Source organism: Pseudomonas graminis (assembly GCF_001705435.1).
Lineage (GTDB): Bacteria > Pseudomonadota > Gammaproteobacteria > Pseudomonadales > Pseudomonadaceae > Aquipseudomonas > Aquipseudomonas graminis_B.
The window spans coordinates 196,215-222,049 of record NZ_MDEN01000058.1; the positions used below are offsets into that span (position 1 = coordinate 196,215).

Consider the following 25,835-nt stretch of genomic DNA (forward strand, 5'->3'; position numbering starts at 1 on the left):
CCTCTTTGATCAAGCCTGTCCAGATTACAGATCTGACAGGCAGTGAATCTCGTGTGCATCAAAACCGGAAATCACCGGTCACGGCGCTTGTGACTGCCCCGCTTGGCAACCCGCTGCCACCAAGCGTCAACCAGCCCGCTGTCGGTCGGGGCGTGCAGATAAGCGGCGAGCAGTTCGCGGATTTCCGTCTCGTCCCAGACCGGTGCGCGGCGTAGCAAAGGCTCGATGTCCTTGACCCGGTCGCGCTGGCCGAAGATCGACTTGCGCGTCTTCTCCAGGTCGATCAGCTGCGCCATATACTCGCCGCCCCGCGCACGCATGAAAATATGCTTGGGATAGAAACAGCCATGCACCTGCCCGGCCTTGTGCAGCGTGCGCGCCAGTTGCCCGCAGGCCTGCAGAATCGCCAGACGCTCGGTGGCCGGCCGCTCGTGCCAGTCCTGCAACAGCGTGTCCAGGTCGGTCCAGCCATCCAGCGCCCGGGTCATGAGAATCGCGCGGCGCTCGCCGTCGACTTTCCTGTCGGCGTAAAACACCGCATGCAGCGCCGGAATGCCCAGCTTCTGATACAGGCTGATGTTGCGAAACTCCCGGGAAAACGAAGGCTCGCCGAACGGGTGATGCAGGGTGTACGTCAGGTAGTTGCTCTGGCGCTTGAGGTAATAACCGGAGCCTTCCAGCTCCAGGCGAAACACACTGCTCCAGCCGCCGCGACCGGTGTTGGGTTCATCCACCGCGTCGAGTTCGACGTTCCACAACGCATCGAAGTCCGCCAGACCGTGCCGCTCCAGCAGCCCCCTGTCGGCGTCAGCAATGAAAACACTCATTCACGACCCTCAAAAAAACTGACGATGTGGCGGATGCGCTTTTTGTCTGATTCGTTCAAGCGTTCGCGCCCACGGTATTGCAGATAGAAGCGCAGACGCTGAGTGGCCGACAGATGATATTTAGCCACCTTGTCCAGGCACGCAAGGTCTTTGGTGATCCGGTAGCGCAGCATGAAGCTGACCCAGAACGCCCCGTTGGGGCAGTCGATCAAGAACACCGTTGCCTGATCGTCCACCAGCAAGTTGCGCCACTTCAGATCGTTATGGGTGAAGTGATGGTCGTGCATGGTTCGGGTGTAACGCGCCACCTGCTGGCTGACGCCGTTGACCCATGAACGGCTGTCCAGGCGCGTGTCGTTGACCCGCGCCAGTTCGGACAAATCTTCGGTGCGCGGCAGCTCGCGGGTGATCAGCGCGCCGCGATCATACGCAGCGCCGTTGCGCTCCAGGCCCCAGGCGACGACTTCTGCCGTCGGAATGCCCCACTTGGCGAAGCGCTTGAGGTTCTGCCATTCGGACTTGACCCGTGGCCGTCCCAGATACCGGCGCAAACCCTTGCCCGCCGCGACGTAGCGCTTGACGTAGTAGTTCACGCCACCGCGTTCGACGCGGATGACTTCGGACAACGGATCGCGGGTCAGCCGCTCGCCTTTGAGGGCGAACACGGCGTCGAGGGTGCCGAAGTCGTCCGTCAGCGCGGCGTAGCCAGGCTCCAGCTTCCAACCCGCCATCAGAGCGCATCCCCGTAACGCAGTTTGCGCTGATAGAGCTTCTCGGCCTTGCCTTCAAGCCAGCTCAACAGCGCCGATTCCTGGGCCAGGATCTGCCGCAGCGGCTGCTGGAAATAGCCCTTGAGAAAGCGCAGTTTGTCGCGCCGGGTCAGGCCGATGTCCATCGCCGAGAAATACAGCGCGGCGAGGTCTTTGTTGCGCCACCGCTGGGTAATCGCCGGGCGCGTCTGGGCGCGGTGCAGGTCGATCACCGAGAGCCTGAAATCATCAGGCGTGACCGGCGTGTCGGTGTGCAGCAGAAAATGACAGATGTAGCAGTCGCGATGATTAACCCCGGCGCGGTGCATCATGCCCACCAGCCGAGCGACTTCAGCGATGTACGCGCGCTTCATGCGCGGCTCGGGCGGCTCGGTGCGCCAGTTGAGGCTGACGTCTTCCAGGCTCTCGGTCGGCGCCAGTTCTTCGGTGATGATGAACGAATGCTGCGTGGCTGGATTGTTGCCGCGCTCGCCGTACGCCACAGCGGTCATGGTCGGCACGCCGACTTCATGCAGACGGTTGACCGCGTCCCACTCCTGACCCGCGCCGAGCACCGGCAGTTTGGCGGTCAGCAGGTTCTTCGCCACTTCACCCCAGCCGATGCCGCGATGGATCTTGACGAAGTAACCGCGCCCGTTGACCTCGGTACGCAACGTGCGCCGGTTTTCGAGCTCGCGATAGACCTGGCCTTCAAGCGCCTCGACGGCTTCGAACGCATCGCGCCCGGCCCAGAGGCTCTTGAAGGGTTCAGCAAGGATCAGTTTCATCCGTGGTGCTCCGCCAGAATCACATCCGCAGCGTGCTGCGGCATGCTGTAAAGATCAGCCGTGTCGGCGAATGTCAGCCCGTTGCGGCTCCAGGTGCTGCGCGCGGCGTCGTCCTTGAGGATGCGGGCCAGGTACTGATTGAGCTGGTTCTGTTCGAACGGCTCATCGAGCACCAGACCGCTGTCGGCCTCGGCGATGTAATGGGCGTAGCCGCACACCGCGCTGACCAGCACCGGAAGACCCGCCACCAGCGCTTCAAGCAGCACGGTGCCGGTGTTTTCGTTGTACGCCGGATGAATCAACAGGTCGGCGCCCAACAGAAAACGCGGAATGTCGCTGCGCCCTTTCATGAAGGTGACGTGATCGCCCAGGCCCAGCGTCGTGCTTTGCAGCTGGAATACCTTGGGGTCGTCCTGGCCGATGACAAACAGTCGCGTGCGTTTTTTCAGTTCAGCAGGCAGCGCCGCCAGCGCCTTGAGGCTGCGGTCGACGCCCTTGGTCTTGAAGCCGGAGCCGATCTGCACGAGCAACAGGTCATCGTCGGCCAGCTTGAACTCGCGACGGAATTCAGCGCGGATTTCAGCCGCATTCGGCGGTGCGCGGCGGTCCTGAGAGATCCCCGGCGGCAGCAGATGAAAGCGCGCGAGCGGCGTGTCGTAATGCTTGATGAAAAGCGGCTGCTGCACCTCGGAGATCATCAGCACTTCGGTCTTGGCGTCTTTGCCGAACACCGCGCGTTCGTAGTCGGCGAAGTGACGGTAGCGGCCCCAGTATTTGTACAGGCCGTGGCGCAGGTTCTGGGCCTTGTCTTCGTAGCAGCCATCGGCGGCGTAGTACACGTCCAGACCGGGCATCTTGTTGAAGCCGATCAACCGGTCCACGGGACGCTTGGCCAGGTCGGCATTCATCCAGTCGGTGAGCTTTTCGTTGCGGCGGTGGTTGAAGATCGCCTTGACCGGCGCCACCAGCACTTCGAAGCCGGGCGGCACGTCGCCCTCCCAGATCAGCGTGTAGACGCGGATTTTATGGCCGCGCTGCTGGCACTCCAGGGCGATGCGCATGAAGTCACGCTGCAGGCCGCCGAAGGGGAAGTATTTATAAAGCACGAATGCCAGTTGCATCAGGGATGTTCCTTTGCCAGCAATAGCGCGCCTAACTGGTTCGCTACCCGCTCGGGATTCAGGCGAGTAAAGCACATGGGCCACTCGCGTTCGGTATCGACCTGACGCTGATCTTCAGGCGTCGGTCGGTAGGTGCATTTCTTTTGCAGGCACGGCGCGCAGGCGGGGTAATCGGCCGCCAGATGAACCTGCGACCGGCCGTAGGCGCCGGTCAGACCCGGATTGGTCGGGCCGAACAACGAAAGCGTCGGTACGTCCAGTGCGGCCGCCAGATGACCAAGACCGGTATCAACGGCGACGCAGCCCTGGGCGCTCGCCAGTACGCGAGCAACCCCTGCCAGATTGAGTTTGGGCAACACGACGGCATTATCAAGGCCATCGGCAATGCGCTCGGCACGCGCCTTCTCGACCGGGTTGCCCCACGGCAGTCGCACTTCCAGTCCTTGGCCGATCATGCGTTCGGCCAATTGTCGCCAATACAGCTCGGGCCAGTGCTTGGTGTCCCACGTGGTGCCATGCAGGAACAGCACGAAGGGCGCGTCGTGTGTGGCAGTGAGCAGGCGGCTGCGATCAAGGCCGTAATCGCCCAGTCCCGCAGGCACCTGATAGCCCAGCGCCTGGCCGAACAGCTGACGCAAGCGCTCTACCGCATGCTGGCCCCGGGCAACGGCGTAGGGGCGATCGTAGAAACGAGCGGCCATGGGCTCGCGCGCAGAAGTCTTGCCCAGCCCGGCGACAGGCGCTTTGACATAGCGGGTGAGCCAGGCACTTTTCAGCAGGCCCTGAGCGTCGATCACCAGATCGTAGCGGGTGTCGCGCAGGCGCTGTTTGAACTGGCGCCATTCGCCATTCTTAACGGTCTGCCAGAGGTTCTTGCGCCAGCGACGGATCGCCACCGGAATCACGTTGGCGACCGCCGGATGCCAGGTCGGGATCTCGGAGAAGCCCTCTTCCACCACCCAGTCGAACTGGATGCCCGGCAGCGCGCCCATGGCGTCGGTCAGCGCGGGCAAGGTGTGTATCACGTCACCCAGTGACGAAGTTTTGATCAGCAGTACCCGCAAGTCAGGCGACCTCGACCGGGGCGGCGCCAATGCGGCCAAGGGCCTGGATCACCGAATCCGGCTGCAGCAGGCGCAGGCAGTTGTAATGGCCGAAGCGGCAGGTGCGCTCGAAACACGGGCTGCACTCGATGCCGAGCCGGACGATCTCGACTTCATCGGCCAGCGGCGGCGTGAAGCCCGGCGACGTCGAGCCGTACACCGCCACCAGCGGGCGATTCAGCGCGGCGGCCACGTGCATCAGCCCGGAATCGTTGGAAACCACGGCGTCTGCGCAGGACAGCAGGTCAATGGCTTCGGCCAGTGACGTGCCACCGCTGAGGTTCATGGATTCTTCGCGCAGGCCCGGAATCAGCCGCTCACGGATGCTTTCGCCCACCCCATGGTCGTTCTTGGAGCCGAACAGCCAGACTTGCCAGCCTTCACGAATCTTCGCTTCGGCGACCTTGGCGTAATGCTCGGAAGGCCAGCGCTTGGACTCACCGAACTCGGCGCCCGGGCACAGCGCAAGCACGGGCCGATCAAGACTCAGACCGAACTTGGTTAGCGCCGCGTCACGGCTGGCGTTTTCGATTTGCAGGCTGGGTTTGGGATAAGGGCGCGGCAATTCAGCGCCCTTGTCGTAGGCCAGCGCCATGAAGCGTTCGATCATCAGCGGGTAACGCTGTTTGTCGAGGGTGCGCACGTCATTAAGCAGGCCGTAGCGAAACTCGCCACGCCAGCCGGTGCGTTTGGGAATGCCGGCGAAAAACGGCACCAGCGCCGACTTCAGGGAATTGGGCAGCAGAATCGCCTGATCGTAGTGGCCCTTGAGGGATTTGCCGATGCGCCGGCGCGTGGCCAGTTCCAGCGCGCCATGGCCGAGCGGGAAGCTCAAGGCCGTGCGCACTTCAGGCATGCGCTCAAGGATCGGCCGGCTCCACTCGGGCGCCAGCACATCGATTTCGCACTGCGGGTGACGCTGTTTCAGGCACTGGAACAGCGTCTGCGCCATCACCATGTCACCCACCCAGCTGGGCCCTACGATCAGAATTCTCATGCTCATCCAAAAACGACCAGAAACGAGCAGGGAGGCCCATCAAACTGCGTGATGCTTGCACACGCAGCCTGACGCCTCCCTGTCATAGCTTTATATAGATCCGTCAGATCCGGACCCTGCCAGCAATCAACCCAGCCCCAGCTGCCCCCAGAGCCGCATCACTTCGCGCCGCTCGGTGACGAACTGGTCGCCGGCCACAACACCCGGATCGTTCTGCAACGCCTGTCGGTGAGCGGCCGAGCGGTAGGCCTTGTAGGCCTCACGCAGCAGTCCGGCATCGGCGGCGGCCATCAAGCCCGCCTCTTCAAGGCCTTCGAGAATACGGATGTTATCGGTGTAACGAAGCAGCGCGGGATGCTCTCTGGACCACGCCAGAGCCGCGTATTGCACCATAAATTCAATATCGACGATACCTCCGGCGTCCTGCTTGAGGTCGAACCGCGCCGTCGGTTCAAATGCATTCGCCCCCTTGCCTGCCGCCGTTGCGCGGGTGCCGAGGTTGTCGCGCATCTTGGCGCGCATCTCGCTGACCTCCTGACGCAGCTTCGGCAGATCCCGTTCACGGCCCAGCACCAAAGCGCGTACGGCTTCGAACTGCCGGCCGACATCGGTGCTGCCCACCAGCACCCGCGCGCGCACTAACGCCTGATGCTCCCACGTCCAGGCCTCGTTCTCCTGATACCGGGAAAACGCCCCGAGCGAGCTCACCAGCAAGCCCGCCGCGCCAGACGGGCGAAGGCGCATGTCGACTTCGTACAACTGCCCGGAGTTGGTCTGGGTGGTGATCAGGTGAATGATCCGCTGACCGAGCCGGGTGAAAAACTGCGCGCCATCGATCGGCTTGGCGCCGTCGGTCTCAGCCTGGGGATCGCCGTCGTGGATGAACACCAGGTCCAAATCAGAGCCGTGCCCCAGCTCAATGCCGCCGACCTTGCCGTAGCCGACGATGACAAAACCGGGATCGCACAAGGTGCCATCCGGACGCCGCGGCGCGCCATGGCGGGCAACGGTGTGGCGCCAGGCAAGCGCCAGCACTTGCTCCAGAATCGCCTCGGCGAGCCAGGTCAGGTAATCGCTGACTTTCATCAGCGGCAGGCTGCCGGTGATTTCCGACGCAGCCACGCGCAGACGGTGCGCCAGCTTGAAATGCCGCAGGGCTTCCATTTGCTGTTCGAGATCGTCCTCGGGAATTCGCGTCAGACGCTCGCGCAGCTCAGCCGCCAGTTCAAGCGCCTGGGGCGGGCTGAACAGGCGACCTTCGTTAAGCAACTCATCGAGCAGCAACGGAAAGCGGGCGATCTGTTCGGCAATCCACGGGCTGGCCGCGCACAGGGTCAGCAATCGACGCAGTGCGCCGGGGTTCTCGGTGAGCAACACCAGATACGCCGAGCGGCGGGCGACCGCTTCCACCAGCGGCAGTACCCGCTCCAGCACCAGATCGGGATTGTCGTGCTCGACCGCTTGGGCGAGCAGGCGCGGAATAAAGGCATCAAGCCGTTCGCGCCCCAGACGCTGCATTGAGCGCAGCTGTGAACTGTTGCGCAGGTTGCTCAGATTTTTCAGGGCCTTTTGCGCGTCGGCGAATCCGCCCTCCTGAAGCTGGAGGCAGGCGCTTTCCTCGTTCTGCGACTCTTCCCACAGCGGCAGCCACTCGCCACCGACGATTTCTTCGCCGTGGTCCTGCTGCCCATCTTCCTCGTCCGGGTCAGCGATGACCTGCCGGAAGTGCCACGCGACCCGCTCACGCCAATACATCAGTCGTTCATGGAAACTCGCCCAGTCGGCAAAGCCCATCATGAAGGCGATGCGCGATTTATCCTGCGGGTCGTCGGGGAGCATTTGCGTCTGCCGATCGGCGATCGCCTGAATGGCGTGCTCGGTGTAGCGCAAAAACTGATAGCCCTCACGCAATTCATTGATGACCGCAGCCGGCAAATAGCCCTGTCCTTCCAGGGTTTTCAGCACCTTGAGCAGCGGCCGCTGCTGCAGACTCAAATCGCGACCGCCGTGAATCAGCTGGAACGCCTGGGCGATGAATTCCACTTCGCGGATGCCGCCGGAACCGAGCTTGATGTTCTCGGCCATGCCCTTGCGGCGGACTTCCTGCTGGATCAACTGCTTCATGGTGCGCAGCGCTTCAATGGCGGAGAAATCCAGGTAGCGGCGATAGACAAACGGCCGCAGCATGTCGAGCAACTCGCTGCCCTTCTCCTGATCGCCGCCCACCACCCGCGCCTTGATCATGGCGTAGCGTTCCCAGTCGCGGCCCTGATCCTGGTAGTACTGCTCCAGCGCGTTGAAACTGAGCACCAAGGCACCGGAAGACCCGTACGGCCGCAGGCGCATGTCGACACGAAAGACAAAGCCGTCGACCGTGACCGGGTCCAGCGCCTTGATCAATCGCTGACCCAGTCGGATGAAGAATTCCTGATTGTCCAGCGGCCGCTTGACGCCCTGGGTTTCGCCGCCTTCGGGGTAGGCAAAGATAAGATCGATGTCCGAGGACAGGTTCAGCTCGACGGCGCCCAGCTTGCCCATGCCGAGGATGACCATCTGCTGCGGCTCGCCGGTCCGACGGCCGGTCGGCGTGCCGAATTGCTGGCAATGCCGCTCATACAGCCACTTGTAGGCCAGATCAATGCAGCCATCTGCCATGTCTGAGAGATCGCGGCAGGTTTCCACCAGATCGGCCTGCCGGGTCAGATCCCGCCAGATAATTCGCACTTGCTGGCGCGTACGTTGACGACGTAGATTACGCCCCAGTTCATCGTCGCTGGCAGCCTGAATGACGGCACTGGCGATGTGCCCAAGCAGCTCGCCGGGCGCAAAACTGCGCTCCAGCTCACCGGATTCAGCGAGGTCGAGCAACATCAGCGGATCGCGCGAAACCTGATCGGCAACAAAATCGCTGGCCGCACAGACGCGGTCGAACGCCTGCAGCCGCGCCTCCGGCCAAGTCTGAAACGACTGCCTGGCTTCATCTGTCAGGGAATCAAGCGCGGTGCGCCAGGATTGGCCGGCCCGCGCGACCAACGGCATAAGGACAGCCGGCAGCTCGGCCAGCAGGGGAAGGCTCATGTTCTATCCTTGATCGGCGTTCAATTGCCAGCCCGACAAGGCGGTCGTAAACACGCCACGGACGGACTGTCGAACAAAGGTTAAAAATTGCTGATGGCTGGCGTTTCTTGGCTGCCAGCAGGTTATATCAGGCGACTCGTCAGATTTTTGCACCGACAACACTGCTTTATCGGACACTGCAACACGAGCGAAAACATCGCTTCGCTGTAGTTTTACTACTGTATATACAAGTCAAAAAGCTGAATTAGCCCAAGATTTGTAGTAAAACTACACAACGCCGGGAACCCATCCGGCCATCCAAGAATTTACATCGTCTGCCCACAAGGCCAGTCGTAACAAACTCAGGCAACCGATTCTGGAAGCCTTTCCGCCCTGGAGCAAGCCATGCAAGACCTCGATCCCGTCGAAACCCAGGAATGGCTGGACGCCCTGGAATCGGTTCTCGACAAAGAAGGCGAAGACCGTGCTCACTACCTGATGACCCGTATGGGTGAGCTGGCCACACGAAGTGGTTCGCAACTGCCTTACGCCATCACCACGCCTTATCGCAACACCATCCCCGTTACCCACGAAGCACGCATGCCTGGCGACCTGTTCATGGAACGCCGCATTCGCTCGCTGGTACGTTGGAACGCATTGGCGATGGTGGTCAAGACCAACATCGGCGACCCGGATCTGGGCGGCCACATCTCCAGCTTCGCTTCCAGTGCAACCCTGTACGACATCGGCTTCAACTACTTCTTCCAGGCCCCGACCGACGAACACGGCGGCGACTTGATCTACTTCCAGGGTCACGCATCGCCAGGCGTTTACGCCCGTGCGTTCATGGAAGGCCGTATCACCGAAGACCAGATGAACAACTTCCGTCAGGAAGTCGATGGCAACGGTCTGTCGTCTTATCCACACCCGTGGCTGATGAAAGACTTCTGGCAGTTCCCGACCGTTTCCATGGGTCTGGGTCCGATTCAGGCGATCTACCAGGCGCGCTTCATGAAGTACCTGGAGCACCGCGGTTACATCCCTGAAGGCAAGCAGAAAGTCTGGTGCTTCCTGGGCGACGGCGAGACCGACGAGCCGGAATCCCTGGGCGCCATCGCCCTGGCCGGTCGCGAGAAGCTCGACAACCTGATCTTCGTCGTGAACTGCAACCTGCAGCGTCTGGACGGTCCGGTTCGCGGCAACGCCAAGATCATCCAGGAACTGGAAGGCGTGTTCCGCGGTGCTCAGTGGAACGTGAGCAAAGTCATCTGGGGCCGTTTCTGGGACCCACTGCTGGCCAAGGACGTCGACGGCATCCTGCAACGTCGTATGGACGAAGTCATCGACGGCGAATACCAGAACTACAAAGCCAAAGACGGCGCGTTCGTGCGCGAACACTTCTTCAACTCGCCAGAACTCAAGGCGATGGTTGCGGATATGTCCGACGACGAAATCTGGAAACTCAACCGTGGCGGTCACGACCCGTACAAGGTCTACGCGGCGTACCACGCAGCGGTGAACCACAAGGGTCAGCCGACCGTGGTTCTGGCCAAGACCATCAAGGGTTATGGCACCGGCGCCGGTGAAGCGAAAAACACCGCGCACAACACCAAGAAGGTCGACGTCGACAGCCTGCGTCACTTCCGTGACCGCTTTGACATCCCGATCAAAGACGATCAGCTCGAAGCCCTGCCGTTCTACAAGCCGGAAGAAGGCAGTGCCGAAGCGCGCTACCTGTCCGAGCGTCGCGCTGCACTGGGCGGCTTCGTGCCACAGCGTCGCGCGCAGAGCTTCAGCCTGCCGACCCCGCCACTGGAAACCCTCAAGGCGATCCTTGATGGCTCCGGCGACCGCGAAATCTCCACCACCATGGCCTTCGTCCGCATCCTGACCCAACTGGTCAAGGACAAGGAAGTGGGTCAGCGCATCGTTCCGATCATCCCGGACGAAGCCCGTACCTTCGGTATGGAAGGCATGTTCCGCCAGCTCGGCATCTACTCGTCCGTAGGCCAGCTGTACGAGCCGGTCGACAAAGAACAAGTGATGTTCTACCGCGAGGACAAGAAAGGTCAGATCCTCGAGGAAGGCATCAACGAAGCCGGTGCGATGTCTTCGTTCATCGCTGCAGGTACTTCGTACAGCAGCCACAACCAGCCGATGATTCCGTTCTACATCTTCTACTCGATGTTCGGTTTCCAGCGTATCGGCGATCTGGCATGGGCCGCAGGCGACAGTCGCACCCGTGGCTTCCTGATTGGCGGCACCGCCGGTCGTACCACCCTGAACGGTGAAGGTCTGCAGCACGAAGACGGCCACAGCCACATCCTGGCTTCGACCATCCCGAACTGCCGCACCTTCGATCCGACCTACGGCTACGAGCTGGCGGTGATCATTCAGGACGGCATGAAGAAGATGTTCGAAGAACAGCAGGACGTTTTCTACTACCTGACCGTGATGAACGAGTCCTACACGCAACCTGCCATGCCGGCCGGTTCCGAGGAAGGCATCATCAAGGGCATGTACCTGCTCGAAGAAGACACCAAGGAAGCCGCACACCACGTACAGCTGCTCGGTTCGGGCACCATCCTGCGTGAAGTGCGCGAGGCGGCGAAGATCCTGCGCGAGCAGTTCAACATTGGCGCGGACGTCTGGAGCGTCACCAGCTTCAACGAGTTGCGTCGCGACGGCCTGGCCGTAGAGCGCAGCAACCGCCTGAAGCCCGGCCAGAAGCCACAGTTGAGCTACGTTGAAGAATGCCTCAACGGCCGTAAAGGTCCGGTGATCGCTTCGACCGACTACATGAAACTGTTCGCTGACCAGATCCGTCAGTGGGTTCCGACCAAGGAATACAAAGTTCTGGGCACCGACGGCTTCGGCCGTAGCGACAGCCGCAAGAAGCTGCGCAACTTCTTCGAAGTTGACCGTCACTTCGTGGCGCTGGCCGCCCTGGAAGCCTTGGCCGATCGCGGCGATATCGAACCTAAGGTCGTGGCGGAGGCCATTGCCAAGTTCGGCATCGATCCTGAAAAGCGCAACCCGCTGGACTGCTAAGGTCTGCGTAACGATCGAATAGAGCGCTGAAATGTGCGCGAAACAGCCGCCGATGCGGAATTTACTTCGGTAAATGAGCATCCAGGCTGTTTCGTCGCAGATGAATCAGCGCAGTCGAGGAACAGGTTCTCCTAAGGAGAGACATTGTGAGTGAGTTAATTCGGGTACCCGACATCGGCAACGGTGAAGGTGAAGTCATTGAGTTGATGGTCAAGGTCGGTGATCGCATCGAAGCTGACCAGAGCGTGCTGACGCTGGAGTCGGACAAGGCAAGCATGGAAATCCCTGCGCCTAAAGCCGGTGTCATCAAGGCGATGAAAGTGAAGCTGGGCGACCGTCTGAAAGAAGGCGACGAACTGTTTGAGCTGGAAGTGGAAGGCGAAGCGGCGGCCGAGCCTGCTGCTGCACCTGCTGCCGCCGCGCCCGCCACTGCTGCTGATAAGCCAGCCGAGAAGCCAGCCGAAGCCGAAGCGGCCCCTGCCGCAGCGGCTGCACCTGCTGCGTCGGATACGGTTCAGGATATTCACGTTCCGGACATCGGTTCGTCGGGCAAGGCTCGCATCATTGAGCTGATGGTCAAAGTGGGCGACAGCATCGAAGCTGATCAATCCCTGATCACCCTGGAATCCGACAAAGCCTCGATGGAGATCCCGTCTCCTGCCGCAGGCATTGTCGAAAGCATCAGCGTCAAGGTTGAAGACGAAGTCGGCACTGGCGACCTGATTCTGAAACTGAAAGTGGCGGGTGCTGCACCGGCTGCCGCGCCTGCTCAGGCGGCTGCACCGGCTCCGGCCAAGGCAGAAACGGCTGCTCCGGCTGCCGCTGCTCCCGCACCGGCTGCCAAAGCTGAAAGCGCTCCTGCACCTGCCGCTGCACCTGCGAACAATGGCGCCAAGGTTCACGCTGGCCCGGCGGTTCGTCAGTTGGCTCGCGAGTTCGGCGTCGAGCTGAACGCCGTGTCGGCAACCGGCCCTCACGGCCGTGTGCTGAAAGAAGACGTGCAGGCGTACGTCAAATCGATCATGACCAAGTCCAAGGACGCGCCTGCTGCTGGCGGCGCTGCCGGCGGCATGGGCATCCCGCCGATTCCGGAAGTCGATTTCAGCCGTTTCGGCGAAACCGAAGAAGTGCCGATGACGCGTCTGATGCAGCTGGGCGCAACCGGTCTGCATCGCAGCTGGCTGAACATTCCGCACGTCACGCAATTCGACCAGGCCGACATCACCGACCTGGAAGCTTTCCGTATCGCGCAGAAAGCCGTGGCCGAAAAAGCCGGCGTCAAGCTGACCGTGCTGCCGCTGCTGCTCAAGGCCAGCGCGCACATGCTCAAGGAGCTGCCGGACTTCAACAGTTCGCTGGCACCGAGTGGCAAGGCGATCATTCGCAAGAAATACTTCAACATCGGTTTCGCGGTGGACACACCGGAAGGCCTGCTGGTCCCGGTCATCAAGAACGTCGATCAGAAGAGCCTGCTGCAACTGGCGGCCGAAGCAGCTGAGCTGGCTGAGAAAGCGCGCTCCAAAAAGCTGTCGGCCAACGACATGCAAGGCGCCTGCTTCACCATCTCCAGCCTGGGTCACATTGGCGGGACCGGCTTCACGCCGATCGTCAACGCGCCGGAAGTGGCGATCCTTGGCGTGTCCAAGGCCACCATGCAACCGGTCTGGGACGGCAAGGCTTTCCAGCCCCGCCTGATGCTGCCGCTGTCGCTGTCCTACGATCACCGCGTGATCAACGGCGCCGCTGCTGCGCGCTTTACCAAGCGTCTGAGCGAATTGTTGGCGGACATCCGCACAATTCTGCTCTAAGCCGCCAACGGACGGTAAAGGGGACTGATTTATTTACAACGCTCCACCGTAAATGAATCTGTCCCCGTTCAGCGCCCCCGTTCAGCGCCAGGTTTAACGAGCTGCCACGCTCGTACCTCAACCCCGCTCACTGGCGGGGCTTTTTTTGCCGTTTGAAAAGCACTCATTCACGGCAACAAGTTCCTACAGTATTCGGTCGCGCTGCCGATAGCTGATCATGCACAAACACCAGCCGCTTGACCCTCACCCCGACAATCCGACCAATTACCTCCAGTAAATCAACCGTCTGCCGACAGATTTATAGCACTAAGCCATCGCGCTCACTTGTCAGCCCGTGCGCCATGATGCAACCTTGCGGCACGCGACTTAAAGACGGGCTCCTTGCCCGCGCGACAGCACCCTGAAAGCGAGTTCCTTCCATGAAAAGCCAACCTGATGCTGCCGGAAGACCGGCGGCCGAGGTCGTGACGCAACTACCGGTGCCCTCGCGGCTCGGCATGCTGCGTTTCGAGCGGCTGAATGAACCCAGCTGGGCCATGCTGTACCTGGACCCGAACTGCGAAAAGCACTTCAGCATGCCCGCCGTCGAACTCTGTGCGCTGGTGGGTACGCCTTACGCCAGTCTCATGGAGCCCGAAGCGCGCTATCAATTGCACGACGCCGTGCAGATGCAGCTGGCGGGCAGCGCCCATTACCTGATCCGCTACACCCTGCACACGACGCGCGGCCCGTTGGGTCTGGTGGAGATTGGTGAAGGGTACAAGCAACACAATCGGCATCTGCTGCGAGGTTACCTGATGGTGGTCGATGGGCAGGTCGAGCCCGGCGAACTGATCATCAGCCCCGATCTGGAGGTGCAGAACTCCCGCCTGCAGATCGCGCTGGAACTCAATCAACGGGCCCAGCACGAACAGTTGCTGCATCTGGAGCGGGTCCGCGCGCAGCAAAGCCTGATCCTGCGCCTGGCGCGCCATCGTTACAGTTCGAACAATTCGCTGCAGGAAGCGGCGGAGCTGATCACCAAAAGCGCCTGCGAGATCTACAACATCTCTTGCGCCAGCCTGTGGAACCTCAACGGCAAAACCCTTGAGCCGATTGCCGAGTATCGCCGCGATACCAGCACATTCCCCAAGACCGGCGCGATCGATATCAGCGAATTTCCCAGCTATCTGGACGTGCTGCACACCAGCCGCGCCATCGACGTCAACGATGTCGAGCGGGACCCGCGCACGCGCGAGCTGGTTCAGCGACTGCGAACCCAGGACATCACCGCCATTCTTGACGCTGCTGTGCGCATCGATGGCCAAGTGGTGGGCGTGCTGTGCCTCGAGCAAACCGGTATGCCACGGGAATGGCAGTCCGATGAGATTGCTTTTGCCGGTGAGCTCGCCGATCAGTTTGCCCATGCGATCAACAACCACAACCGCCGCACCGCCACCAGCGCCCTGCACCTGTTTCAGCGTGCCGTGGAGCAGAGCGCCAATGCGTTTTTGCTGGTCAATCGCGACGGCGTGGTCGAGTACGTCAACCCGAGCTTCACCGAGATCACTCAATACCCCGCCGAGGAAGTCCACGGACAGCAACTCTCGGAGCTTCCGGCGCTGGAGAATCTCAGCACGCTGCTGCTCGATGCGAACTCCAGCCTGGTCAACGGAAACAGCTGGCAGGGCGAGTTCAAGAGCCGACGCAAAAACCTGGAACCGTACTGGGGCCAGCTGTCGATTTCCAAGGTGTACGGGGATAACCGCGAGCTGACCCATTACATCGGCATCTACGAAGACATCACTCAGGCCAAGCTCTCCCAACAGCGGATCGAGCGCCTGGCGTACACCGACAATCTGACCAGTCTGGGCAACCGTCCGGCGTTCATCCGCACCCTGGACGAGCACTTTGCCCGCGACGTCGAAACGCCGATCAGTCTTTTGCTGGTGGACATCGACAACTTCAAACGCATCAACGATAGCCTCGGCCACCAGACTGGCGACAAGTTGCTGATCAGCCTGGCTCGCCGCCTGCGCAACAGCCTGAGCCCGACCGGCATTCTGGCGCGCTTCGCCAGTAACGAATTCGCTGTACTGCTCGACGACACCAGTCCCGAAGAAGGCCAACGCGTTGCCAGCCAAGTGCTGAGCACGCTGGACAAGCCGATGTTCGTCGACAATCAATTGATCAGCGTGACCGGCTCCGTCGGACTCGCCTGCGCCCCCATCCATGGCCGCGACCCGCAGACGCTGATGAAGAACGCCGGCCTGGCGCTGCACAAGGCCAAGGCCAACGGCAAGCATCAGGTGCAGGTGTTCACTGAAGCGCTGAACGCCGAAGCAAGCTACAAGCTGTTCGTCGAGAACAACCTGCGCCGCGCGCTGACGCAGAACGAACTGGAAGTCTTCTACCAGCCGAAACTGTGCTTGCGCAGCGGCCGCTTGTTGGGCATGGAAGCGCTGTTGCGCTGGAATCATCCGGAAAAAGGCATGATCCGCCCGGACCAGTTCATTAGCGTCGCCGAAGAGACCGGCCTGATCATCCCGATCGGCAAATGGGTCGCGCGTCAGTCCTGCCGCATGAGCAAGCAACTGACTGCTGCCGGCTACGGCAAGCTGCATGTGGCCATAAACGTCTCGCCGAAGCAGTTTTCCGATCCGGAGCTGGTCTCGTCGCTGGCCAGCATTCTGCGTGACGAACAGCTCGACCCGTCCCTGCTGGAACTGGAACTGACTGAGGGCTTGCTGCTGGAAGCGACCGAGGACACGCGATTGCAACTTGAGTCGCTGAAAACCTTGGGCCTGACCTTGGCGATGGATGATTTCGGTACGGGTTATTCGTCGTTCAGCTACCTGAAGAAATTCCCCATCGACGTGATCAAGATCGACCGCAGCTTCATTCGGGACATCCCGGATGATCAGGACGACATGGAAATCACCTCGGCGGTCATCGCCATGGCCCACAACCTCAAGTTGACCGTGGTCGCCGAAGGCATCGAGACGGCGGAACAACTGGCGTTCCTGCGTCGCCATCGTTGCGATGTGGGTCAGGGCTATCTGTTCGACAAACCGATTCCTGGCGAAGAGCTGATCGAGAAGCTGCGTCGCTACCCGCGTGGCCCACTGGCCTGACCCCCCTTCCCCGCATCACACCAGTGCGGCACACTTGCCGCCCTGCATTTGCATCAGCCGGTTCTGACCCCATATACGGTTTTCACTGACAACGCATGTTGGTTGTCCTGCCCCAGAGAGGATGTGCCTCATGGTTTTGCGCTCGGAAATTCTTGTGAATAAAAACGCTCTCCCCACCGCTCAGCAGGCACTGCCAGGGCGCGAAACTCCCATGGCCCTGCCCGAAACCCATTTCGTCAACGGCACTCCTCTGCTTGGGCCGTTCTTCAACGACGTTGAGTTCGCGATCTTCGGTTTGGGCTGCTTCTGGGGGGCTGAACGGCGCTTCTGGCAGCAAGAGGGTGTGGTCAGCACCGTGGTGGGCTACGCGGGCGGCTTCACGCCGAACCCGACGTACGAAGAAGTCTGCTCGGGGCTGACAGGCCACTCCGAAGTGGTCCTCGTGGTGTACGAGCCTGCGAAGGTCAGCTATGAGCAACTGCTGGCGATGTTCTGGGAATTGCACAATCCGACACAGGGCATGCGTCAGGGCAATGATATCGGCACGCAATACCGCTCGGTGATCTATGCGACAACGCCTGAGCAACTGCAGGCGGCCAAGGCCAGCGCCGAGGTGTATCAGGCCGAGCTGAGCAAGGCCGGCCTGGGGGAAATCACCACCGAGATCGACCAGGCGCCCACCGTGTACTTCGCCGAGGCCTATCACCAGCAATACCTGGCGAAAAACCCCCAGGGCTACTGCGGTATTGGCGGCACCGGCGTCTGCATGCCGCCGAGTCTGGCGGGGATCTGAGCCAAAACCGCTGACATCCATGACACCGCGCGTAACCATTGTAGGACCGGCTTTAGCCGGGAAGACGCCGGATGTCACGCCGCAAATTTGATGGCGTTTATACCGGCCTCTTCCCGGCTGAAGCCGGTCCTACTGATCGATCGCGTATTCCGTGTAGGACTGGCTTTAGCCGGGAAGGCGTCGGTTGTCACGCCGCGGAATTGAAGGTGTTGCCACTGGCCTATTCCCGGCTGAAGCCGGTCCTACTGACACCGAGCGTAACCCTTGTAGGACTGGCTTTAGCCGGGAACGTGTCGGTCGTCACGCTGCAGAATTGAGGGTGCTGCAACTGGCCTCTTCCCGGCTGAAGCCGGTCCTACTGAACATCACCGGCCGCCAGAAATCTTCTGACAATCACTCGCCATCCTTGAATCCGCTTTCTGCCTTTATTGTTTGCCCTCACACGAAGAGGAGCAATGGAATGCAGGAACTCAAACATGCTCGGTCTCTGCGCATCGGTCGAGCCTCCCAGCCAGGGAACGTCTATCTCGTGACCTCTGTGGTCAAGAATCGCCTGCCTATATTCAGTGATATTCAGATAGCTCGCAGGGTCGTCGCGGAAATGGAGCACCTGCATTCCTCAGACCTTGTGCACTCGATGGCGTGGGTAGTTATGCCCGACCATCTGCATTGGCTGTTCGAGCTCAAATCAGGATTGCTGCCCACGCTCATGCAAGCACTGAAGGGTAGAAGTGCCTTCGCAGTGAACAAGGCTCACGGCACAAAAACACTCACATGGCAGAAGGGTTATCACGATCACGGGGTCAGGGCCGAAGAGGACCTCGTCGAGATGGCTCGCTATGTCGTGAATAACCCAATACGGGCAGGTCTGGTCAGGCAGAGGGAGGACTATCCATTGTGGGGTTGTGAATGGGTGCTCGAGTAGGACTGGCTTTAGCCGGGAAGGCGTCGGTTGTCACGCCGCAGAATTGAGGCTGTTGCAACTGGCCTCTTCCCGGCTGAAGCCGGTTCTACTGACAGATCGCGTTTCCCTTGTAGGACTGGCTTTAGCCGGGAAGGCGTCGGTCGTCACGTCGCAGAATTGAGGGTGTTGCCACTGGCCTCTTCCCGGCTGAAGCCGGTCCTACTAACACCGCGCGTAACCCTTGTAGGACTGGCTTTAGCCGGGAAGGCGTCGGTCGTCACGCTGCAGAATTGAGGGTGTTGCCACTGGCCCCTCCCGGCTGAAGCCGGTCCTACTGACACCGCGCGTAACCATTGTAGGACTGGCTTTAGCCGGGAAGAGGCCAGCCGTCACGCCGTGGAAATCAGGAGTGGTTACTCCGCAATCAGCCAATCCATCTTCCAGTCACCCTGGGTCTGGCCGAGCTTCTTCGCCAGCCATGGCATCAACTCGCGCAGCTCCTCTTCCAGCCCCCAAGGCGGATTGGCGATTGCCAGGCCGGAGCCGTTGAGGCTGTTGGGCGTGTCCAGCGGATGCACGAACAACTCGACCCGCAGCAGCTTCGGCGCGCCGGTTTCGGCCAGGTCCTGATAGAAGCGCTTGAGCCCGCGCTGGTCCTTGATCGGGTACCAGATGGCGGCGACGGTCTGGCGCATCCGTGCGATGGTTTCCTTGAGGGCGACGGAGCAGCGCTTCATCTCGTCGAGCTGCTCGAACGGGGGATCGATCAGCATCACCGCGCGCTTCTCGTGAACCGGCAACAACGCGCGGGGCACGTGCCAGCCTTCGCCCAGGTGCACGGCGACACGGCGGTCGTATTTCATGTTGTCTTTGAGCAGCGCGCCGTCTTCCGGGTGTTTTTCGTTAAGCAGCACGCGGTCCTGCTCGCGGGTCACGCGGCGGGCCAGTTCGGGAGAGCCCGGGTAATAACGCAGTTCACCGGTCTTGCGGTTCATGTGGCGGATCGCGTCGATGTAACCAGCCGCCATGTCAGGCACGTCATCGGCATCCCAGAGACGACCTATGCCTTCGATCCACTCGCCGGTGCGCGTGGCCTGATCACCCTGCAAGTCATACAGGCCGATGCCTGCGTGGGTGTCGAGGTAAGCGAGTGGCTGCTCCTTGCGCGACATGAGTGCGATCAAGCGAGTCAGAACGATGTGTTTGAAAACGTCGGCGTGGTTGCCGGCGTGGAAGGCGTGGCGGTAGTTCATGGCGGCTCCTGGAAGGCTGCGGAGTTTAGCAAAACAGCTGAAGCTGCGCAGACCGCTCATGCCCTGACAACCGGAGGAGCCCAAACGACAGGCAAAAAAATCCCCGGTTAAGCCGTTACAAAACCGGGGTGAGGCATTTTCGCGGGCCAGAGGGTGACCAAACCGTACCCCGCGCAATGTAAGTGATCGGATTATGCCAAATGAACTAAACAGTTACATAGCCCAAAACGACACGGTGATGTGTATGCCAGACATCCGCAACCTCGACACTTGCCGAGCCACCATCGGCGCGACCAGAATCGGTTCAATCTGAAAAAACGGAGCGCACGTCATGATGCACGCAGACCTCATCGACCAGGACGACCTGATCAGCCAGCTCAGGGCGATCGGTTTAGACGTGCCTTCCGGTCTCAGCGCCGAACAGGCGTGCGCCCAGGCGGTGCGCGGACTGAATGACGACCGCGCCCGCGAACTGCGCAAGCTGGTGGAGAAACTGCTGAGCGGCAGCGCCACGATCCTGCCGGCCGTGCGCCAGGCGATTGATCAGCAGTTGTTGCCCGCGTTGGCGGCATACAACAAAGACATTCCACGTTAGTTCATGCATCAAGACGGTCATCTATATAACGCCAGTTACAGGCAGGTCGTTGCACCGGGCTGGCAATATTGATCCGCCGGGGAATACACAAAACTGGCGCTTCCTGTTGACGCAGCGGGGAGCGCCATATGAACGATCGGCATGAACGCACCGCCCGTACTCCTGAAGAAATCCCACTGATCATGCCTTGCGCCCTTCAACCCACTCGACGCTGTATAAAAGAACGCCTGAATGGGAAGTCGGGGCGGAATGTTCTGTGCCCATGCCTGAACCATTATTTCGTTATAACGGTGTGGCAAACTGGCCGGCACCAAGTGCATGGCTTGCAGGGATTGATAGAACGACTCCGCTCCCAACTCGTTCATCGCATCTCGCACATCGAATGAACAGACATACCCGTAAATATTATTTTGACTTGCACCTGAAGGGCCTTTATCGAAATGAGCCTTCCACTGCTCTGCGGTCGAGATGCCCTGCGATTGGCAGCGCTTGCTCACGCCGGGGTACTGGGTGCTTTCGCCGCAACCCGGCTGAGCCCGTATCCAAGTGAAACCATCTATGGGAAAAGAACAGAGTACTTGCAGATGGTCCTTGCCAGCAGGGGCCGCGAAGGTGGGGTAGAGGATAAATCCATTGTCGATGTTGCCAGCCAGGTGATCGAAATTCGCGTCTTTACGCAGGTAGGAGAACGACACCCCCTGCTTCCCTGGTACGGGGTTCCACGCATGATAGTCGAAGGATTCATTAGTAGCCCTGAGCAATACACCCGAGCATAAAAACGCCGGCATCGACTCACTGCCGCAGTTGCGCCGAGTGTCCTGATAGTTCGCCTGAATGGCCGCCGCCACCGCCGGGCCATCTAATGTATTAACGCTCTGACTCTTCTGAGGAGGCATTGTCTGACTGGTGCAACCGCAGACCAGCGCAATGGATAAAAGCAGGACGGACAGTTTCATGATGAGCGCTCCTTGCCACAAACCAATTCCTTAACCAACGAAGGCCTTAAGGGTGTGGAAGTTTTTATACGCGCGCTATCGACTCACGAAAACTGTCAGAAATGACAGTGCCACCGAGATGGTTTTTTGAATTTAGCCACTTTTGCCGCAGGGGCCTGATTCCGTCATTCAGAACTGACCGGAGCGATAATTCAGGACGGGGAGTTATTTCGAATCAATCTAACTGGCAGGAAATACGCCGGGCGGGCATGTGCTGCCGGGGAAGAGCTCCCCGGACAGACTCACAGGTGCGACGGCCGTACTTTGCGTACCAGCTGCGGTGTTACAGCCGCACACTCGCAAACGTCGACTCGTTACGCGCCTGACTCAGCGCCGACAGCGGGCCTGACAACGGTGCGAGAACGATCGACTGCGGGATCGGCAGCATTGCCACCTGCTGCGTGGTATTGGAGCCGACGCGTTCGTCCCGTGGCGGAATGCCAAAGTATTCGCGGTAGCATTTGGAGAAATGCGGCGTGGACACGAAGCCGCAGACCGAGGCCACTTCGATGATCGACATCGGCGTTTGCTTGAGCAACTGGCGGGCGCGGATCAGGCGCAGCTTGAGGTAATAGCGCGACGGCGAGCAGTGCAGGTATTTCTGGAACAGCCTTTCCAGCTGACGCCGGGACACGGCGACGTACACGGCGAGCTCATCCAGATCGATCGGTTCTTCGAGGTTGGCTTCCATCAGCGCAACGATTTCCTGCAGCTTCGGCTGATTGGTGCCGAGCATGTGCTTGAGCGGCACACGCTGGTGGTCCTGTTCGTTGCGGATGCGTTCGTAGACGAACATTTCCGAGATCGCGGCGGACAATTCGCGGCCATGATCGCGGCTGATCAGGTGCAGCATCATGTCCAGAGGCGCGGTGCCGCCCGAGCTGGTGAAGCGGTTGCGGTCGAGGGTGAACAGCCGCGTGCTCATGGCGACGCGGGGAAAAGCTTCCTGCATCGCGGCCAGACATTCCCAATGCACGCTGCAATCGAAACCGTCCAGCAAGCCCGCGCAGGCCAGTGCCCAACTGCCGGTGCACACCGCGCCCAGACGACGGGACTGGCGCGCCTGGCTTTGCAGCCAACTGACGTGTTCGCGGGTCACGGTGCGCTGAATGCCGACGCCACCGCAGACGATCACGGTGTCAAGCACCGGCGCTTTGTGCATGGCGGCGTCCGGGGTGATCTGCAGGCCGTCGCTGGCCCAGACCTGGCCGCCATCCGCCGTCAGTGTGGTCCAGCGATACAGCTCGCGGCCCGAGAGCTGGTTCGCCATGCGCAGTGGCTCGACCGCTGACGCGAGGGAGATCAGTGTGAAGTTGTCCAGCAGCAGGAAGCCGATGGATTGGGGCGCACGGTTCTGGGGTTGAGCCCCGGAGTTGAACGTAGTCATCACACTTCTCCTCACGCGTAAAACGGTTGAAGGCCTCAGCAGAGGCTCTCGTTGTATCGCCCTCATCTGCGGAGAGCTTGGTCATTGCAACGCAAATGCCATGCCTAAAGTTGAATGGGCATTCAATAACTCCCGATTGCGACGTCGCGAAGCGTCTATTCGGGAGCGACACAACGATTCAAATCGCGACCCCCGGAACGGCTGGGGCGCAGGCGCGGCGGGCGGGATGAGCAATTCCGTAGCACTTGTGTGAACCATCGAATCGGCGGGCGGTCCGGGAGTGTCACCCGATGCACGGGGGGATCGACAGTCGGCGTTGGACCATGGATACGGATGGCATCCCGCCAGCTCAAGAGTGAGCGCGCGCCAAAACGTAGCGGGCTCAGTGGGGCGTGGGCGAAAAGCGAGCAGGCGGTTCTTATGCACCTGCTCCTGTCCCGGGGCTGTCCCGGGCGCTGGCGTTACCGACTCAACATTCGACGGCGCTGACCGCCAGCCCGCCGCGGGACGTCTCTTTGTATTTGTCGTGCATATCGGCGCCGGTGTCGCGCATGGTGCGAATGACGCGGTCCAGCGAGATGAAGTGCTGACCGTCGCCGCGCAGGGCCATTTGCGCGGCATTGATGGCCTTCACTGCAGCGATGGCGTTGCGCTCGATGCACGGCACCTGAACCAGTCCGCCCACCGGATCGCAGGTCAGGCCGAGGTTGTGTTCCAGACCGATTTCAGCCGCGTTGCACAGCTGTTCGGGCGTGGCACCCAGAATGTCCGCCAGCCCGGCCGCTGCCATGGCGCACGCCGAACCGACCTCACCCTGGCAGCCGACTTCGGCGCCGGATATCGATGCATTCTTTTTACACAGAATCCCGATGGCTGCGGCGCCCAATAAGTAATCGACCACGTTGGCTTCGCTGACCTCGTCGCTGAATTTGACGAAGTAATGCAGCACCGCCGGAATGATCCCCGCCGCGCCATTGGTGGGCGCCGTGACCATGCGACCTCCCGCGGCGTTTTCTTCGTTGACCGCCAGCGCGAACAGGTTGACCCACTCCATCGCGCTCAACGTCGAGCCAATCACGTTCGGCTTGTTCAATTCCAGAAGGCTGCGATGCAGACGCGCTGCACGACGACGCACGTTCAGGCCGCCCGGCAAAATACCCTCGTGCTTCAGGCCCAGCTCGACGCACGCTTGCATGGCACGCCACAGGTGCATGAGCCCGGCACGGATTTCGTCTTCGCTGCGCCAGACCTTCTCGTTTTCCATCATCAGCTGCGAGACTCGCAAGCCGTGTTTTTCGCAGAGCATCAGCAGCTCATCGGCACTGGAGAAATCGTAAGGCAGCACGGTTTCGTCGCGATCCAGCACGCCACTGGCGGCCTGGGCTTCATCGACGACAAAACCGCCGCCCACCGAGTAGTAAGTGTCGCGATGAAATTCGCCGTGCTCATTGAACGCGACCAGCGTCATGGCATTGGGATGGAACGGCAGGTTTTCGTCGATGAGCAACATGTCGCGCTGCCAGACGAAAGGGATCGGGTGATCGCCGTTGAGCTTCAAGGTGTCGGTCTCACGCAGTTCGGCGATGCGCTGACCGATCAGCCCGGGATCAATCGCATCGGGCCATTCGCCCATCAGGCCCATGATCACCGCGCTGTCGCTGCCATGGCCGACGCCGGTTGCCGACAGCGAGCCATACAGCCGCACTTCAACGCGACTCACCTGCTCTAGTTGATCGCGTTCGCGCAGGCCCTGGACGAACAACGCGGCAGCGCGCATGGGGCCGACGGTGTGTGAGCTGGAGGGGCCGATACCGATCTTGAACAGGTCGAACACGCTGATAGCCATTAACCGCAAACCTCCGAAAACAGGGCTCCCGGCGCGCCGCGCGGCCGGCGACGGAGCTGCTACGCTCAAGCAGCGATCCATCGAGATGGCGGCATCATCAGCCTTTTGTTTTACGAGGCGGCGTCTCACACCGACTCACCCATGCCCACCAACGTCGCGTCTGCTTTAACCGATACCTGAACACGATCGGCTGCCGATTCCGGCACTTTTTGCCGTATCGTCACTCTGCTTTTGTCCCGGGAATCATTCGGCGAGCAGGGAAAAAACCTGTAAGCGACGTCACTGATACTGGATACGACGCCCTGTGTACTGGATACGACGCCCCCTGTAGGCGTTTGTTTTTCCCTGTTACATGATCGTTGTCGACTCAATCGCCAGACGCAGTGATGGAGCTGTTTTCCCAACTTGACTCGCCGACACCAGAAAACGCATCAGCTGCGGTTGATGCCGAGAAGAAAACACCAAAGGAGTCCAACATGAAAGGTTCACAAAGGCTGTTGCTGGGCGTTGCGCTGAGTCTTCCTATCCTGGCCCAGGCCGCAGAGCCCGCCGCTTGCCAGATGGTCAATTTTTCCGATGTGGGCTGGACCGACATCACGGCGACCACCGCCGTCACCAGCGTCGTGCTGCAGTCGTTGGGCTACAAAACCAAAACCACGATGATTTCCGTGCCCGTGACCTACAAGTCGCTGGCCGATGGCAAGAACATGGACATCTTCCTCGGCAACTGGATGCCGACCATGGAAAACGACATCAAGGCCTACCGCGACGCCGGCACTGTCGAGACCGTCCGCGCCAACCTTGAGAACGCCAAGTACACCCTCGCCGTTCCCCAGGCGCTGTACGACAAGGGGCTTCACGACTTCGCCGACATCGTCAAATTCAAGAAAGAACTCGACGGCAAAATCTACGGCATCGAGCCGGGCAACGACGGCAACCGCCTGATCCAGAGCATGATCGACAAGAACGCCTTCGACCTGAAAGACGCAGGCTTCAAGGTCGTCGAATCGAGCGAAGCCGGCATGTTGTCCCAGGTCGACCGCGCCTCGCGACGCAGCACCGACGTGGTGTTCCTCGGCTGGGAACCGCACCCGATGAACACCCGATTCAAGATCAAATACCTCACCGGCGGCGATGACTTCTTCGGCCCCGACTTCGGCAAAGCCACCGTCTACACCAACGTGCGCAAGGGCTACACCACCGAGTGCAGCAACGTCGGTCAGTTGTTGAAGAACCTGTCCTTCACCCTGCCAATGGAAAGCGCGCTGATGGGCAATATCCTCGACGAGAAGAAAAAGCCTGAAGTGGCCGCCAAAGCGTGGCTGAAGGCCAACCCTCAAGTACTCGACACCTGGCTGGCGGGTGTCACCACCGTGGACGGAAAACCTGGCCTGGAAGCCGCAAAAGCCGAGCTGACGAAGTAACTCGACAGGCAGGCGGGTACGCCC

General features: G+C 60.6%; 18 protein-coding genes. 7 read left to right on the plus strand and 11 right to left on the minus strand.

What is annotated here, in order from left to right; genetic code table 11:
- Positions 1–71: 71 nt before the first annotated feature.
- The 7 genes from BBI10_RS08080 to glnE form a co-directional block, all read right to left on the minus strand.
- Positions 72–827 (minus strand): lipopolysaccharide kinase InaA family protein, encoded by a 756-nt coding sequence (locus tag BBI10_RS08080; protein ID WP_065987852.1) that lies wholly within the window; start codon positions 825–827, stop codon positions 72–74.
- The gene (locus BBI10_RS08085) at positions 824–1,558 is read right to left on the minus strand and encodes a lipopolysaccharide kinase InaA family protein (protein WP_065987853.1); all 735 of its coding nucleotides are present in this window, start codon (positions 1,556–1,558) and stop codon (positions 824–826) included. Before BBI10_RS08085 ends, BBI10_RS08080 begins: the two co-directional genes overlap by 4 nt.
- Entirely contained in the window at positions 1,558–2,364 is an 807-nt protein-coding gene (rfaP, locus tag BBI10_RS08090) for a lipopolysaccharide core heptose(I) kinase RfaP (protein ID WP_065987854.1), read from the minus strand. The genes BBI10_RS08085 and rfaP overlap by 1 nt, the downstream gene beginning before the upstream one ends.
- Complete coding sequence (locus tag BBI10_RS08095; protein WP_065987855.1) at positions 2,361–3,485, minus strand: glycosyltransferase family 4 protein; 1,125 nt, start codon at positions 3,483–3,485, stop codon at positions 2,361–2,363. Before BBI10_RS08095 ends, rfaP begins: the two co-directional genes overlap by 4 nt.
- Positions 3,485–4,549: a lipopolysaccharide heptosyltransferase I gene (waaC, locus tag BBI10_RS08100; RefSeq protein ID WP_065987856.1), complete on the minus strand. Its 1,065-nt coding sequence runs from the start codon at positions 4,547–4,549 to the stop codon at positions 3,485–3,487. The genes BBI10_RS08095 and waaC overlap by 1 nt, the downstream gene beginning before the upstream one ends.
- A gap of 1 nt (position 4,550) precedes the next feature.
- A complete protein-coding gene (waaF, locus tag BBI10_RS08105; RefSeq protein ID WP_065987857.1) occupies positions 4,551–5,585 on the minus strand; it encodes a lipopolysaccharide heptosyltransferase II in 1,035 nt (344 codons plus the stop codon).
- A 126-nt stretch (positions 5,586–5,711) separates the two neighbouring features.
- Positions 5,712–8,663 (minus strand): bifunctional [glutamate--ammonia ligase]-adenylyl-L-tyrosine phosphorylase/[glutamate--ammonia-ligase] adenylyltransferase, encoded by a 2,952-nt coding sequence (glnE, locus tag BBI10_RS08110; protein WP_065987858.1) that lies wholly within the window; start codon positions 8,661–8,663, stop codon positions 5,712–5,714.
- Between the two features lie 384 nt (positions 8,664–9,047).
- Here glnE and aceE point away from each other — a divergent pair, with 384 nt between their 5' ends.
- The 5 genes from aceE (at position 9,048) to BBI10_RS08135 (ending at position 18,332) form a co-directional block, all read left to right on the plus strand.
- On the plus strand, positions 9,048–11,693 hold the full coding sequence (gene aceE / locus BBI10_RS08115) for a pyruvate dehydrogenase (acetyl-transferring), homodimeric type (RefSeq protein WP_065987859.1): 2,646 nt from the start codon (positions 9,048–9,050) through the stop codon (positions 11,691–11,693).
- 146 nt (positions 11,694–11,839) lie between these two features.
- Positions 11,840–13,501: a dihydrolipoyllysine-residue acetyltransferase gene (gene aceF / locus BBI10_RS08120; protein ID WP_065987860.1), complete on the plus strand. Its 1,662-nt coding sequence runs from the start codon at positions 11,840–11,842 to the stop codon at positions 13,499–13,501.
- A 419-nt stretch (positions 13,502–13,920) separates the two neighbouring features.
- Positions 13,921–16,614 (plus strand): putative bifunctional diguanylate cyclase/phosphodiesterase, encoded by a 2,694-nt coding sequence (locus BBI10_RS08125; protein ID WP_065987861.1) that lies wholly within the window; start codon positions 13,921–13,923, stop codon positions 16,612–16,614.
- 130 nt (positions 16,615–16,744) lie between these two features.
- Positions 16,745–17,407, plus strand: a complete 663-nt coding sequence (msrA, locus tag BBI10_RS08130; RefSeq protein WP_065987862.1) for a peptide-methionine (S)-S-oxide reductase MsrA — start codon at positions 16,745–16,747, stop codon at positions 17,405–17,407.
- A gap of 460 nt (positions 17,408–17,867) precedes the next feature.
- Positions 17,868–18,332 (plus strand): REP-associated tyrosine transposase, encoded by a 465-nt coding sequence (locus BBI10_RS08135; protein ID WP_065987863.1) that lies wholly within the window; start codon positions 17,868–17,870, stop codon positions 18,330–18,332.
- A gap of 392 nt (positions 18,333–18,724) precedes the next feature.
- Here the strand turns inward: BBI10_RS08135 and BBI10_RS08140 are convergent, their stop codons facing one another.
- Positions 18,725–19,564: a 23S rRNA (adenine(2030)-N(6))-methyltransferase RlmJ gene (locus BBI10_RS08140; protein WP_065987864.1), complete on the minus strand. Its 840-nt coding sequence runs from the start codon at positions 19,562–19,564 to the stop codon at positions 18,725–18,727.
- Between the two features lie 331 nt (positions 19,565–19,895).
- Here BBI10_RS08140 and BBI10_RS08145 point away from each other — a divergent pair, with 331 nt between their 5' ends.
- On the plus strand, positions 19,896–20,159 hold the full coding sequence (locus tag BBI10_RS08145; RefSeq protein WP_065987865.1) for a hypothetical protein: 264 nt from the start codon (positions 19,896–19,898) through the stop codon (positions 20,157–20,159).
- Positions 20,160–20,194: 35 nt separating this feature from the next.
- Here the strand turns inward: BBI10_RS08145 and BBI10_RS08150 are convergent, their stop codons facing one another.
- From BBI10_RS08150 to BBI10_RS08160, 3 genes are all read right to left on the minus strand, one after another.
- Positions 20,195–21,115 carry a hypothetical protein gene (locus tag BBI10_RS08150; protein WP_065987866.1) on the minus strand — a complete coding sequence of 307 codons (921 nt, stop codon included), beginning with the start codon at positions 21,113–21,115 and terminating at the stop codon, positions 20,195–20,197.
- Positions 21,116–21,437: 322 nt separating this feature from the next.
- Positions 21,438–22,541: a GlxA family transcriptional regulator gene (locus tag BBI10_RS08155; RefSeq protein WP_065987867.1), complete on the minus strand. Its 1,104-nt coding sequence runs from the start codon at positions 22,539–22,541 to the stop codon at positions 21,438–21,440.
- 469 nt (positions 22,542–23,010) lie between these two features.
- Positions 23,011–24,387 carry an L-serine ammonia-lyase gene (locus BBI10_RS08160; RefSeq protein ID WP_065987868.1) on the minus strand — a complete coding sequence of 459 codons (1,377 nt, stop codon included), beginning with the start codon at positions 24,385–24,387 and terminating at the stop codon, positions 23,011–23,013.
- 476 nt (positions 24,388–24,863) lie between these two features.
- Here BBI10_RS08160 and BBI10_RS08165 point away from each other — a divergent pair, with 476 nt between their 5' ends.
- A complete protein-coding gene (locus BBI10_RS08165; RefSeq protein ID WP_065987869.1) occupies positions 24,864–25,811 on the plus strand; it encodes a choline ABC transporter substrate-binding protein in 948 nt (315 codons plus the stop codon).
- The last annotated feature ends 24 nt before the right edge of the window (positions 25,812–25,835 follow it).